General features: G+C 42.4%; 13 protein-coding genes. 4 read left to right on the forward strand and 9 right to left on the reverse strand.

The features are described 5' to 3' along the window. The first annotated feature begins 30 nt into the window (after positions 1–30). From AC13CS_RS14325 to AC13CS_RS14335, 3 genes are read left to right on the forward strand one after another with little or no spacing between them, the layout of a single operon-like run. Complete coding sequence (locus tag AC13CS_RS14325) at positions 31–2,325, forward strand: inorganic phosphate transporter (protein WP_293166636.1); 2,295 nt, start codon at positions 31–33, stop codon at positions 2,323–2,325. Between the two features lie 38 nt (positions 2,326–2,363). Further along, positions 2,364–3,080, forward strand: coding sequence for a DUF6503 family protein (locus AC13CS_RS14330; RefSeq protein ID WP_293166634.1), 717 nt, complete (start codon positions 2,364–2,366; stop codon positions 3,078–3,080). 5 nt (positions 3,081–3,085) lie between these two features. After that, positions 3,086–4,192: a glycoside hydrolase family 130 protein gene (locus AC13CS_RS14335; protein ID WP_293166632.1), complete on the forward strand. Its 1,107-nt coding sequence runs from the start codon at positions 3,086–3,088 to the stop codon at positions 4,190–4,192. A gap of 2 nt (positions 4,193–4,194) precedes the next feature. On the opposite strand, the gene nadD is transcribed toward AC13CS_RS14335, so the two are convergent. The 6 genes from nadD to AC13CS_RS14365 all read right to left on the reverse strand — a co-directional run bounded on the left by nadD (position 4,195) and on the right by AC13CS_RS14365 (position 8,886). Continuing rightward, positions 4,195–4,779 (reverse strand): nicotinate (nicotinamide) nucleotide adenylyltransferase, encoded by a 585-nt coding sequence (nadD, locus tag AC13CS_RS14340; RefSeq protein WP_293166630.1) that lies wholly within the window; start codon positions 4,777–4,779, stop codon positions 4,195–4,197. A 3-nt stretch (positions 4,780–4,782) separates the two neighbouring features. Beyond that, positions 4,783–5,379 carry a guanylate kinase gene (gene gmk, locus AC13CS_RS14345; protein WP_293166628.1) on the reverse strand — a complete coding sequence of 199 codons (597 nt, stop codon included), beginning with the start codon at positions 5,377–5,379 and terminating at the stop codon, positions 4,783–4,785. After that, positions 5,376–6,233, reverse strand: coding sequence for a YicC/YloC family endoribonuclease (locus AC13CS_RS14350; protein ID WP_293166626.1), 858 nt, complete (start codon positions 6,231–6,233; stop codon positions 5,376–5,378). Before AC13CS_RS14350 ends, gmk begins: the two co-directional genes overlap by 4 nt. An 85-nt stretch (positions 6,234–6,318) precedes the next feature. Continuing rightward, the gene (locus AC13CS_RS14355) at positions 6,319–7,050 is read right to left on the reverse strand and encodes a 3-keto-disaccharide hydrolase (protein ID WP_293167263.1); all 732 of its coding nucleotides are present in this window, start codon (positions 7,048–7,050) and stop codon (positions 6,319–6,321) included. A 25-nt stretch (positions 7,051–7,075) separates the two neighbouring features. Next, complete coding sequence (locus tag AC13CS_RS14360) at positions 7,076–7,837, reverse strand: 3-keto-disaccharide hydrolase (RefSeq protein ID WP_293166624.1); 762 nt, start codon at positions 7,835–7,837, stop codon at positions 7,076–7,078. Then, positions 7,834–8,886, reverse strand: coding sequence for a sugar phosphate isomerase/epimerase family protein (locus tag AC13CS_RS14365; protein ID WP_293166622.1), 1,053 nt, complete (start codon positions 8,884–8,886; stop codon positions 7,834–7,836). Before AC13CS_RS14365 ends, AC13CS_RS14360 begins: the two co-directional genes overlap by 4 nt. A gap of 162 nt (positions 8,887–9,048) precedes the next feature. On the opposite strand from AC13CS_RS14365, the gene AC13CS_RS14370 reads away from it, so the two are divergent. After that, positions 9,049–9,513: an ASCH domain-containing protein gene (locus AC13CS_RS14370; protein WP_014032847.1), complete on the forward strand. Its 465-nt coding sequence runs from the start codon at positions 9,049–9,051 to the stop codon at positions 9,511–9,513. 53 nt (positions 9,514–9,566) lie between these two features. Here AC13CS_RS14370 and AC13CS_RS14375 read toward each other — a convergent pair whose 3' ends face one another. From AC13CS_RS14375 to AC13CS_RS14385, 3 genes are read right to left on the reverse strand one after another with little or no spacing between them, the layout of a single operon-like run. Next, positions 9,567–10,703 carry a Gfo/Idh/MocA family protein gene (locus AC13CS_RS14375; RefSeq protein WP_293166619.1) on the reverse strand — a complete coding sequence of 379 codons (1,137 nt, stop codon included), beginning with the start codon at positions 10,701–10,703 and terminating at the stop codon, positions 9,567–9,569. Positions 10,704–10,725: 22 nt separating this feature from the next. After that, positions 10,726–11,964 carry an MFS transporter gene (locus tag AC13CS_RS14380; RefSeq protein WP_293166617.1) on the reverse strand — a complete coding sequence of 413 codons (1,239 nt, stop codon included), beginning with the start codon at positions 11,962–11,964 and terminating at the stop codon, positions 10,726–10,728. A gap of 28 nt (positions 11,965–11,992) precedes the next feature. Beyond that, positions 11,993–13,222, reverse strand: a complete 1,230-nt coding sequence (locus AC13CS_RS14385; RefSeq protein ID WP_163624149.1) for a nucleoside permease — start codon at positions 13,220–13,222, stop codon at positions 11,993–11,995. Positions 13,223–13,240 lie beyond the last annotated feature (18 nt).

Below are 13,240 nucleotides of genomic sequence, written 5' to 3' on the forward strand. Positions count from 1 at the left end.
ATATTTGAAAAATTTTTCTGAATTTTAATTATGGACAACATTTATTTTTTGATTCTGGTCGCTTTGGGCATTTTAGCTATAGCCGACCTTGTTGTTGGTGTAAGTAATGATGCGGTTAACTTTCTTAATTCCGCCATAGGCTCCAAGGCCATTTCATTTAAGACTATTATGATTGTTGCTAGCTTGGGAATTGCATGCGGTGCCATTTTCTCGAGCGGACTTATGGAAGTTGCCAGGAAAGGTATATTTAATCCTGGCGAGTTTTACTTTGACGAAATCATGTTCATTTTTATGGCCGTGATGATAACGGACATTCTGTTGTTGGATTTCTTCAACACATTGGGAATGCCCACCTCCACCACAGTTTCCATAGTTTTCAACCTCTTGGGTGCGGCCGTGGCCATGGCCATATTAAAAATAGCGGATGTAAACGGTAGTTTCTCCGATGTTGTCAATTATATCAACACCGATAAGGCCATCGAGATAATCATTGGCATACTGTCCTCAGTGGTAATAGCCTTTACCATTGGAGCCTTTGTACAATGGGTATCAAGGGTGCTGTTATCCTATCAATTTCAGAAAAAAGCAAAGTGGGTCGGAGCTATTTTTGCCGGAATAGCACTATCGGCGATATCCTATTTTATATTATTGAAAGGTATAAAAGGAACTCCTTTTGCCGACCAAACCTATGGTTTTATTGGAGGTATTACAATCAAAGACTTTTTGGAGACCGAAATTTACAAGGTAGCATTGATCAACTTTGCCTTTTGGGCCCTCCTATCCTATTTACTTATCCAGTTTGCTAAAGTCAATATGTACAAAGTAATCATTGGAGTGGGAACTTTTGCCTTGGCCCTAGCTTTTGCCGGAAACGACCTTGTTAACTTTATCGGTGTACCCATCGCGGCATGGCAATCGTACCAAGCATGGGTTGGTTCGGGAGTCGCGGCCTCTGAATTTAGTATGGGAATCTTGGCCACTAAAGTCGAAACCCCAACAATACTATTGTTCCTTTCCGGAATGATTATGGTGGTAACACTTTGGTTGTCCAAAAAAGCAAGATACGTGGCCGATACCGAAATAAACCTATCCCGTGAGGGTGAGGCCAAAGAAAAGTTTCAGCCCAATTTTTTATCCAGGGGGTTGGTTAGGTTCTCCATAGGTTTGTCCACTTGGGCATCCACAGCGGTACCAAAATCTATACAGAATAAAATTGATAAGCGTTTCGAAAAACCTACCGTAAACCTATCAAAGGACAAAGTACTCCAACTACCTGCTTTTGATATGATTAGGGCATCCGTAAACTTGATGGTTGCCGGTATCCTGATTTCGATTGCTACATCTTACAAATTGCCGCTTTCCACCACTTATGTAACCTTTATGGTGGCCATGGGTACTTCTTTGGCCGATAGGGCATGGGGTGCAGAAAGTGCCGTATACCGCGTAGCTGGCGTGCTCAACGTAATTGCTGGCTGGTTCAGTACCGCTATCATTGCTTTCTTGGCTTCTGGAGTAATTTTGGCACTTATAAGTTTTGGAAAAGGAGCAGCCATCTCCATACTATTGTTCGCCGCTATTCTACTTTTGGTGAGAAACTATATTTCCTATAACAAAAAATCAAAGGAAATAAAGGTTGAAGATCGCTTAAGAAGAGCTGAGAGCAGTTCCATCCAAGGAGTTATAGAAGAAAGCGCCGCCAATATTGCCAATGTAATAAAGCGAAGCAATAAAATCTATACCAACTCCATCAACGGGCTTGCCAAACAAGCACTGGATTCTTTAAAAAAGAACAAGAAACAGGGTAAAAAGCTTGCACTGGAAATAGAAGATTTAAGGGAACATACCTTCTATTTTATCAAAAACCTGGAGGAAGCCCATATTGGTGCCAGTAATTTTTATATCAATATTATGGGGTACTTAACCGATATGTCACAATCCCTGGAATACATTGGGAAGGTTAGCTACAACCATGTCAACAACAATCACAAAAAATTAAAATACAACCAAATCAAGGAGCTAAAGGAGATTGACCACAAACTGGAAGAAATTTTCAATAGCACCCAAAAAGCATTTGAAGAAAAGTCATTTGAGCAAATAGGTGTCATTTTGGACTCCAAACAAGAGCTGTATGATTTGGTTTCACAAAAAATTGATATCCAAGTCTCCAGAACAAGGACAGAGGAATCTAGCCCAAAGAATACGACGCTGTATTTCTCACTTTTGCTTGAAACAAGGGATTTAATTACTGCAATGATGAACCTTTTGGAACAGTATTATCGTGAACATGATAGTTCTGTTGAACCTGCTACAATTGAGATAAAATAAAATAGTACCTTTCTCATATCAACTATTAATTTTTTGGTATGAGAAGGTATTGCTTTGCTCTTTTATTGGTAAGTGTATTGTTCAGTGCGCCAAGTCATGCACAATCCCTTTCTGCAGATGAAGTTCTGGAAAAGGCCATTGTGTTCCACGACCCCAACGGAAATTGGGAAAACCTAAACACCACTTTTAAAGTGGTGATGGAAACCCCGAGCCGTCCAAAACGCACAAGCATCATTGGAGTGGACTTTCCCAAACAAGAGTTTAGCTTGAACGTTGAGCAAAAAGGCAATTCCTACGCCTATGAATTTAATAAGGGTTCCTGTGAAATCACCTTGAACGGAAGCGAAGACTTTTCTGAAGAAGAGGCCGAAGAATTCCAACTGAATTGTGAACGTGGCAACTTTATGAAAGATTACTACACCTACCTCTACGGACTTCCCATGAAGTTGAATGACCCGGGCACACACTTAGATCCCAAAGTTTACAATAGGACATTCAAGGACAAAAAATATGTGGTTTTAAAAGTTACCTACGATGCTGAAGTAGGCACCGATACATGGTATTTTTATTTTGACCCAACCACTTACGCCATGGAAGTCTATCAATTTTATCATGAAGAAAGTAAAAATGATGGTGAATATATCCTTTTGACTGGATTAGAGGAAATCAACGGTATAAAAATGCCCAAAACAAGAGCATGGTACCTTAATAAGGGTGATAAGTATTTAGGCACTGATACCTTAGAAAAAATTTAATATTGATGAGAACAACGTATTTTCAACTGTGCATTCTTTTATTTACATGCACTGGCCTGTTTTCCCAAACCAAAGAAAAAGATTGGATGTTGGGGCCATTTGAACGCCCCAAAAATGCCCAGCCTATTTTACAGAAAGATGGTACATCTACCTTTAAAGACCCCATAACGCAAAAAATAGTCCATTGGGAATCCATGGCCACGTTTAACCCAGCAGCTATCGCTAAAAACGATTCCATTTATGTGCTATACCGGGCCGAAGAAAAATTGGGGGAGAAAGAAATCGGTGGGCACCGTTCCCGAATTGGAATGGCCACTTCGGCGGATGGCACTTCCTACAACAAATGGCCAGAACCTGTATTTTACCCAAACGATGACAATCAAAAAATCAATGAATGGCCAGGCGGTATTGAAGACCCACGCATAGTTGAGACCGAAGATGGGCTTTATGTGCTAACCTATACACAATGGAACCGTAAAGTCCCCAAGCTAGCCGTTGCCACCTCAAAAGATTTAGTGCATTGGGAAAAGCATGGACCCGTTTTTCAGAATTATAAAAATGGTGTTTATCACGAAAAAGAAACCAAATCGGGAGCCATTGTAACAGCACTTAAGGATGGTAAACTGGTTGCTGCAAAGATTCATGGAAAATATTGGATGTACTATGGGGTGCCCCATATTTGGATGGCCACATCAACCAATATGATAGATTGGGAGCCCGTGGAAACCTACGAAGGCAAACTGGCGCCTGTTTTAAGCCCTAGGCCCGGTTATTTCGATTCTTGGCTAGTCGAAGTAGGCCCACCTCCACTACTAACAGATAATGGTATTGTGGTGCTCTACAACGCAGGGAATTCACAAAATATTGGAGTAAAGGAGCTTGGAAATCGAATCTATACAGGAGGGCAGGCCCTTTTTGATGCCCAAGAACCTTGGAAACTATTGGACCGTACCGAGAAACCTTTTATAAAACCCGAATTGCCTTTTGAAAAATCAGGCCAATATAAAGATGGTACTACCTTTCTGGAGGGCTTGGTACTCTTCAAAAATGTTTGGTATCTGTATTACGGAACGGCAGATAGCATGGTAGGGGTGGTTACCTCAAAAAAATAGCGCTACCTATAAAAATTCATCTCGTCCATATACTTCCAAACGGAATGTGGGAGCATGGGACGAACATTTTTACCTGCTTTGTGTGCTTTACGGATAAAAGTGGATGATATTTCCATGATGGGCGCATCCACCTTGGTAATTTTTGGGTGTCCCTTAAATTGATGCTCAATATTACCGTCCGAAACTCTAGGATACACATAAATGGAGTAATGTTCCAAAATAGCCTCGTAGTTCTTCCATTTATGGAAACTTTTTAGATTGTCCTCCCCCATGATAAGTGAAAATTGATGGTCTTTTCCGTATTTGTCATCCAAATGGGCCAGGGTATTGGTGGTATAATTGGGCTGGGGAAGATCAAACTCTATTTTACTGGGTTTTAACTTGGGGTAATCCTGAACCGCTTCGAACACCATTTGATAGCGATGGTTGTTGTCCAAAAGGGATTGCTTCACCTTAAACGGGCTTTGTGGCGTTATTACGAACCAAACCTCATCCAGATCGGAAAACTCCACCAGATGGTTCGCTATGACCAAATGGCCTATGTGTATAGGGTTAAAGGTCCCAAAAAAGAGCCCTACCTTTTTCATGTTCTAATCTTCTTTAGGGGGCATCTCGGCCCCAACAAATTCGGCGACCAATCTATGGGCCTCATTAAGAGCTACATCGAGGTCGTAGTTCTTGATGATTTTATCAAATTGAGGGGCTGTGGCCAGCTCCACGGATGCCTTGGCAATCCGCATATTGATTTTATCATCGCTTTCGGTACTTCTTTTTTTCAGTCTGATTTTAAGTTCATCAACACTGGGAGGTTTTACAAAAACGGCCAATGTTTTCTCCGGAAACTTCTTTTTAATTCTAAGTCCGCCAGAAACATCAATATCAAAAATCACGTTTTTCCCTTCGGCCCACAAACGCTCTACTTCGCTTTTGAGCGTGCCATAAAAATTATCCCGGTACACTTCTTCCCATTCCAAAAAATCACCGTCTTTGATGTGCCTTTTAAATTGGGAAACCGACATAAAATAGTAGTTGACCCCATTCTTTTCCTTTCCCCTTCGAGGGCGGGATGTTGCCGATATGGAAAACGCCAAGTTCAGTTCTGGTTGATCCAATAGATGCTTCACAATCGTGGTTTTACCACTGCCCGAGGGTGCCGAGAAAATGATAAGTTTACCGCCTTCTGTCATAACACATTGAGCATTTGTTCCTTTATTTTTTCCAGTTCATCCTTCATCTGTACCACCAATTGTTGCATGGGCGCATAATTGGCCTTGGAACCAATGGTATTGATCTCTCTCCCTATTTCTTGGGAAATGAAACCTAATTTTTTGCCATTGGAGTCATCGGAATTCAAGGTGGTCTCAAAATATTTTAGGTGGTTGGCCAAGCGAACCTTTTCTTCGGTGATGTCGTACTTCTCAAGATAATAGATCAGTTCCTGTTCAAATCTATTGGCATCCAATTCCACTTTAAGGTCGGCCACCGCTTTGTCCAATCGCTCCCTTACCGTTCCCAAACGTTCGGGGTCCATGGCTTTCACGGCTTCCAAAAGTTCGTTTAAATTCTTCAACCTGGCCACAAAATCCTCCTCCAGTACCTTTCCTTCTTCATTACGGAACTCAACAATTTTGGAAAGGGCTTCGTCCATGGCTTCTATTATGGCCTTGTACTCCTCTTCGTTAATATCGTCCTTATCGGTTTTGAGGGTATCCGGCATGCGCAATGCCATTTCCATCAATTTTATATCGTCGCCCTTGGCAATATCGGCCAATTGTTCCATATAATTCTTTACCACACCTTTGTTGACCTCTGCTGTAGTTTCCTCACCCGTAATTTCAACATAAAGGTTAAAGTCTACCTTGCCCCTGTTCAAGGCACCAGCGATCATTTTACGCAATTCCAGCTCCTTTTCCCTGTAGAATTGGGGAAGTCTGGCATTGATGTCCAAACTCTTGCTGTTGAGCGATTTGAGCTCAATGGTGATTTTTTTGGAAGGAAGCTGAACTACGTGCTTCCCATAGCCTGTCATGGATTGAATCATATATAAATGATAAATTTTGCCAAAGGTAACCAAAATAGGTTTTGGCTCTTGGAGATTCTGTATCAGTAAAATAGTAATAAGGGAGCTAATCCAGCTCCCTTACCCAAATATTTCTATAACTGACCCTACTGTTGTCGCCATGATCTTGAAGCCTAAGCGGCCCTTTGCCGTGTGGCGGGTTTTTGGGCCAACCAATGTAAGGAGTGGTTCCTTTTATCTCCACATGGTCTTGGATCAACACACCATTGTGAATTACTGTTAAGGTTCCAGATTTCACTTTTTGCCCCTTTTCAAACTCGGGAGCATGGTAAATTATATCGTAGGTGTTCCATTCTCCGGTAGGTACGGACGCCATGGCCAAGGGCACATGTTGTTTGTAAATAGAGCCTACTTGACCATTGACGTAAGTGTCGTTATCGTTGTTGTCCAGCACTTGCACTTCATACAGGCCATTCAAAAATACGCCACTATTACCTCTGTTTTGACCATCGCGTTGTACTTCTGCGGGTGATTTCCATTCGATATGAAGCTGGATACTTCCAAAATTTTGCTTGGTCTGAATATCCCCTGTCCTATCGTTCACCGTCATGCTGCCGTCCTTGTTCAATATCCATTTGGCGGCAGTACTGTCCACAGAACTGACCCACTTATCCAAGGAGGTGCCATCAAAAAGGACAATGGCATCACTTGGTGGGGCTCCATCTTCACCAGGGGTCACTTTTGGTGGTACGGGTTTATAAAATTCGGTTTCTTCTGGTGTAGTTGGTTCTACTTCTTGCCCAAATGTGAACAGCCCCATTGAAAATGTCAGCAACATAAGGGCAATCTTGATTCTATTCATTTTAAAGTTCTTTTATTTTGATATTTCTGTAGGCTACCACATCTCCATGGTCTTGTAATCCAATTTTGCCTGTTTTAAAGGCTGCAAAATCTTCCCAATCGGCAAATTTTGAATTGGCCACCAGCTTGTCCCATTCTGGGCCTTGCACTGGAAACTCAACTATCTTGGTCCCATTCAAAACTACATGGCCTTGGTTGGTTTTGTGATTGATCATCAATTCCACGGAATTCCATTCCCCTGCAGGCTTCACCACATTTTCCGATGGAGGGATTATATCGTACAAAGAACCTGCCAATCGGTCTTCCCCATTTTGTGCATCAGGATGTCTTTCATCGTCCAAAACCTGTATTTCTGGTCCGGTCAAGTAAGGTTGTCCGTATTTTTCATCTTCTTTCACTCCCCAAAAGAAACCGCTGTTTCCGCCTTCGGCAATTTTCCAATCCATGGTAAGCACAAAATCGGTAAACTCTTCATCCGTCACCAAGTTATAGTTGGCACCTTCGGGCCGCTCCTCTGGCGGATAAAAAACCATGGCGCCATCTTCGAGTTTCCAAGGTTCGGTAACTTCTCCTCCATTGTACATGTGCCAACCGTCAAAACTGGTTCCATCAAATAGAATATCCCACGATGGCTTTGGCTCTTCAGGAGTTTCAGTTTCCATGCCAGCCATTGGGTCAGAATCAACTTCCTGTTTGTTCTCTTTTGATTTGTCCTTACATGCAAAAGCAATGGCAAGGGCTACGAATAATATCGATTTTCTCATAATCCCAATATGTTTTTAAGTTTTTCTTTATCAGTTTCGGCACCTGCAAAATCATCAAAAGTTTTTGTGGTCGCCTCTATAATGTGATCTTGAATAAATTTTGCTCCCTCACGAGCACCTTGTTCTGGACTTTTTATGCAGCATTCCCACTCCATTACGGCCCAAACATCGCAACCGTACTGGGTCAATTTGGAGAAAATGGTCTTAAAATCTATCTGACCATCGCCTAAGGAACGGTACCTCCCTGCTCTATCGCCCCAATCGTTGTACCCGCCAAAGGCTCCTTTTTTGCCCGTTGGGTTAAATTCTGAATCCTTTACGTGGAACGATTTGATAAACTCGTGGTAATGATCGATATAGGTAATGTAATCCAATTGCTGCAATACAAAATGGCTTGGATCGTACAGAATGTTCACTCTTTTGTGATTGCCCGTTGCTTCCAAAAAACGCTCGAAGGTATCACCATCGTGCAGGTCCTCCCCAGGATGGATTTCGTAACATACATCCACACCTTCTTCGTCAAAATGGTTTAGGATGGGCATCCAGCGGTTCGCCAACTCCTCAAAACCCATTTCCACCAAGCCAGCAGGTCGTTGTGGCCATGGGTGAGCGGTGTGCCAAAGCAATGACCCAGAAAATGTGGCATGCACGTTAAGTCCCAACCTGCGGCTTGCGGTTGCGGCCTTTTTTACGGTGTCAACGGCCCATTTCGTACGTTCCTTTGGCTTTCCGTGCAATGCTTCGGGCGCAAAGTTGTCGAACATAATATCGTAAGCGGGATGCACCGCTACCAATTGCCCTTGCAAGTGGGTGGATAGTTCCGTGATTTCCAATCCGTAGGAATTGACTTTTCCTTTTAACTCGTCGCAATAATCTTGGCTTTCGGCCGCTTTGTCCAAGTCAATCAGGAAGGATTCCCAAGTTGGTATTTGAATTCCTTTGTACCCCAAATCCGAGGCCCATTTACACATACCGTCCAAGGTATTGAACGGAGCTTTACTGTCCACAAATTGCGCCAAGAACACGGCTGGTCCTTTAATTGTTTTCATTGAAATTAATTTTAAGAAATTTGGAAATCCCAATTTAATTGGGATTTATCTTCTATATTTAAGAAAAAAACTATGCTAATTTTATGTCTCATGTAGTAAGACATAAATATAGGGATTCATTAACAATTAAAACAGCTTAGAGTTTTTTTTTAAACACTACTTATGGAAAATGCTTCTGCCCGAAATCTGTGGGGCGACTTTTTGGATGCCCATTTGGAATTTGCTTCTGAAGATGCGCCCAAAGTGATTCATTTTTGTGATAATGAAAAAGATGCCGATCTGTGTGCCGATTTGGTTTGCAAAGAAATCAAAAGGGCCACTACCCATTCTTTAAAAGGGATTCAACTACGCAATGAAGCTTTGCCCAAAATCGGAGATTTTTACGTGGTTACCGATTGGGAGGGCAATGCCAAGTGCGTTATTCGTACCACTGCCGTTAAACTACTGCCCTTTTTTAGTATTCGGGAAGAGCATGCTCGCCTAGAGGGCGAGGGCGACAAAAGTTTGGAACACTGGAAAAAAACACATTGGGACCATTACACCCGTGAACTTTCTGAACTAGGCACCAAACCTACCGAGAGTATGATTGTGGTTTTTGAGGAATTTGAGATGCTTTATAAAAAATGATGGCCGCCCATAGGGCAGCCATCATGTCTAGTTTTTAGGTCCATAGACCAATATCAATCCATATCCACCCAAACATTTCCTTGTTTGTGAGAAGCTACGGTGTTCTCAATAAAATTAAGGCCTCTAACTCCATCCAACATGGTCGGGAACTCTCCGCTATTGTATTGTTCGCCGCGAATGGCCCTGGCCACGCCCAAATAAATATTGGCCATGGAATCAAAAATACCCTCGGGGTGTCCGGGAGGTAATTTGGTTCCATCCAAGGATAGGTCGGAATTATATTCATGGCCTGGTTTGTACACCTGCAATGGTTCTGGGTCGTTCAATTTGTAGAGGTAATTGGGGTTTTCCTGTTCCCATTTCAAGCCTCCCTTTTGACCATAAATGGCAATGGTGAGGTTGTTTTCCTCTCCTGTGGCCACTTGGCTTGCCCTAATGACCCCTTTTACGTTTTTGTCCATACGGATAAGGGCCGTACCATCCATGTCCATCACATTGTCATCGTACATATAATTAAAATCGCACAGCAATGATTGTACCTGCAAGCCGGTCGTATACTCAATCATATTGAAAGCATGTACCCCTATATCTCCCATACAAGAACTGATTCCCGCTTTTTTCGGGTCGAGCCTCCATACTGTTCCGCGTTTTTCCTTGTCATGGATGATAGGGTTCATCCAACCTTGATAATATTGTGCATCAACTTTATGTACTTTTCCAATGACTCCTTCCTTGATCATCTCACGCATTTGACGCACCATCGGATACCCTGTATAGGTATGGGTAACGGCAAATACAGTTCCCGCCTTTTTTAGGGTTTCCTGAAGAATTTTGGCTTCTTCATAGGTAGTGGTCATCGGTTTTTCACAGATAACGTGGAAACCATTGTCCAACAGCTTTTTTGCCATTGGAAAATGAAGGAAGTTTGGTGTAAGTATAGAGCACACCTGAATTCTTTCGTCTTCGGGGAGTTTCATCTCTTCTTCAACAAGCGTATCAAAATCTTTGTAGACGCGATTGGTAGGAATGTCAATTTCCTTGGCAAACGCTATACTGTCTTCCAAATCTGGGTTGAATACCGCCCCAACAATTTCATAATTGTCATTAATGAAAGAGGCTACTCTGTGTAAAACTCCGATAAGGGAATCCCCTCCTCCTCCAAGAATTCCAAGTCTAATCTTTTTAGGCATTTTCTGTTATTTTATTTTATAATTATACTACTTCTTCTGCGGTATGACCTTGTGGTACTCTTCGTTCTTCCAGTTTTTTTCTCAACAAGAACAAAATGAAAAACAAAATCAATACTGCCAGCGGAAAAAACATCATTTTTCCCAAGGTTGCCTTTCCTGCGGCCAACTCTGCGACCTGATCGGTCAATCCCGATGCTATGGCTGTTTCTTTTGCACTATCCAACCATCCGCCGATTACAGGCTGCCAAATGGCCGTGGAGAACATTCCTGCGCCTCCGACCAAGGACATTCCCAATGCCCCTGTTTTTGGAAGATATTCCGAGGTAAACCCGATCATGGTAGGCCAAAAATAACAAACTCCGAGGGCAAAAAGAATGGCCGCAAAATAAATCATCGACCCTTCTGCAACACTCATGCTGTAAACCGCAGCAGTGGTGACCAGAGCGGACATCACCAGCACTCCTATGGGGTTAAGCCTATGTACAATGGGGCCTGCAAAGTACCGGCCTATGGCCATAATACCCGTCACCATGGCCAACACCAGCATTGGACTTGCTCCTGAATTGCCCAATATACGCTCTACCCATTGTTGTGGTCCAAATTCGGATATCGCGGTTAGCGTCATACAGATCATTATAAAAATGAACAATGGGTCTGCCAGCCCTTTGATATTTTTTGTGGTGTCGGTTTCGATATGCTCGCTTTCCGGAAACTGTTGTTTAAAGAACATGTATCCGTAGATAAGTGTTGGTATCAGCATTACTGCTATCTGCAACTGCCATCCCATTCCAAAATCGGTCATGAACTTGGAGATAAGGGAGCCAATTACAATTCCTCCGGGGAACCATACGTGGAACCTGTTCAGCATAGCTGTCCGGTTCTTGGTGAACATATCGGCGATCATAGGGTTACAGGCCGCTTCGACCGAACCATTGGCAAAACCAATAAAGAAGGTGGATATAATTAGCGTCCAGAAACCTCCTGCCATAATAGTGAGCACCAATCCAAGCATGTGGCAGACAAATGCCGTTACCATGAGTTTACGTGCCCCTATTTTATTGTAGAGCAATCCACCGAAGATCATTGCAATAGGGAACCCAAAAAAGCCCATACTGTTTATCCAACCCAATTGTTGATTGGAAAGCATAAACTCTTCCCCTAATTGGGTCAAAATACCCGCCCTGATGGCAAAGGTCATGGATGTAACGACAAGCGATATACAGGCCGCTACAAATAGCTGATTTTTGTTTACGTTTTTCATGTTTGTATTAGTTGATTTTTGGTTGTATCTAAGATTTATATTCTACTTTTTCGTTTTTAAATATCAGTGCAAACAATATAAATACTACTGCTGCGAACGCTGCCGGATAAATCCAAATGGTATCCCAAGCGTGAGTTCCATCTTCCAAAGTAAGTGAATCGGTTATTAACCCAGCGATCCAGAACCCTATTAACATTCCTACACCGTAAGTGGCCAAGGTAATCAATCCTTGCGCGGCACTTTTGTATTTCTCCCCTGCTTTGGTATCGGTATAAATCTGTCCGGATACAAAGAAAAAGTCGTAACAAATACCGTGCAATGCAATTCCGATGATCAGCATAAATGATAGTTCGTCTGCATTACCGTAAGCGAACAGCAAATAACGAACGGTCCAGGCCAACATGCCTATCAAAATCGTCTTTTTAAATCCAAACTTGGTAAAGAAAAAGGGCAGCGCAAGAATAAACAGTGCTTCCGATATTTGTCCGATGGCCATTTTCCCCGTTGGATTGGGCAACCCTATTTCTGCCAGAAAAGGGTTGGCGTTTTGATAATAAAAGGCCAATGGGATACAAATCAATACGGATGAGATAAAGAACACCAAAAAGTTTTTGTCCTTTAAAAGCTTTAACGCATCCAGTCCCAACATATCGGAAATGGTCACCTTTTCATTTTTGTCTACTGTTGGAGGAGTTTTGGGCAATGTAAAGCTGAAAAGCCCCAACACGGCAGAAGCGATGCCCGCCATTAAAAATGTGTTTTTGAGCATTCCCGCTTTCAACGCTTCTGGCGAATCCCAAACAAAAAGATAACTAATGACCAGACCGGCAATAATCCAACCGATGGTCCCGAACACGCGGATGTTCGAAAATTCTTTTGCAGGGTCTTTCATTTGGTTGAATGAAATTGAATTTACCAATGCCAATGTGGGCATGTACAAGATCATGTAACCCAGCACATAGGGGTAAAAGGCCGTAAAATCTGTTGACTGATACATTTGGTACATTAAAAATGCACCTATTAAGTGCAGTACCCCTAAAATTCGTTCGGCATTAAAGTATCTGTCGGCAATCAATCCGATAATGAACGGAGCAATGATAGCTCCCCATGACTGTGTGGAAAAGGCCATTGACGATTGTCCCGCTGTGGCCTCCAAATTGTTGCCCAAAAAAGTACCCAAAGTAACAAACCAACCACCCCAGATAAAAAACTCGAGGAACATCATAAAGGACAGTTGGAGTTTGGTTTTAATATTCATGTAAAGTGTTAGTTAGTT

This window comes from Flagellimonas sp. B-3, assembly GCF_056857835.1.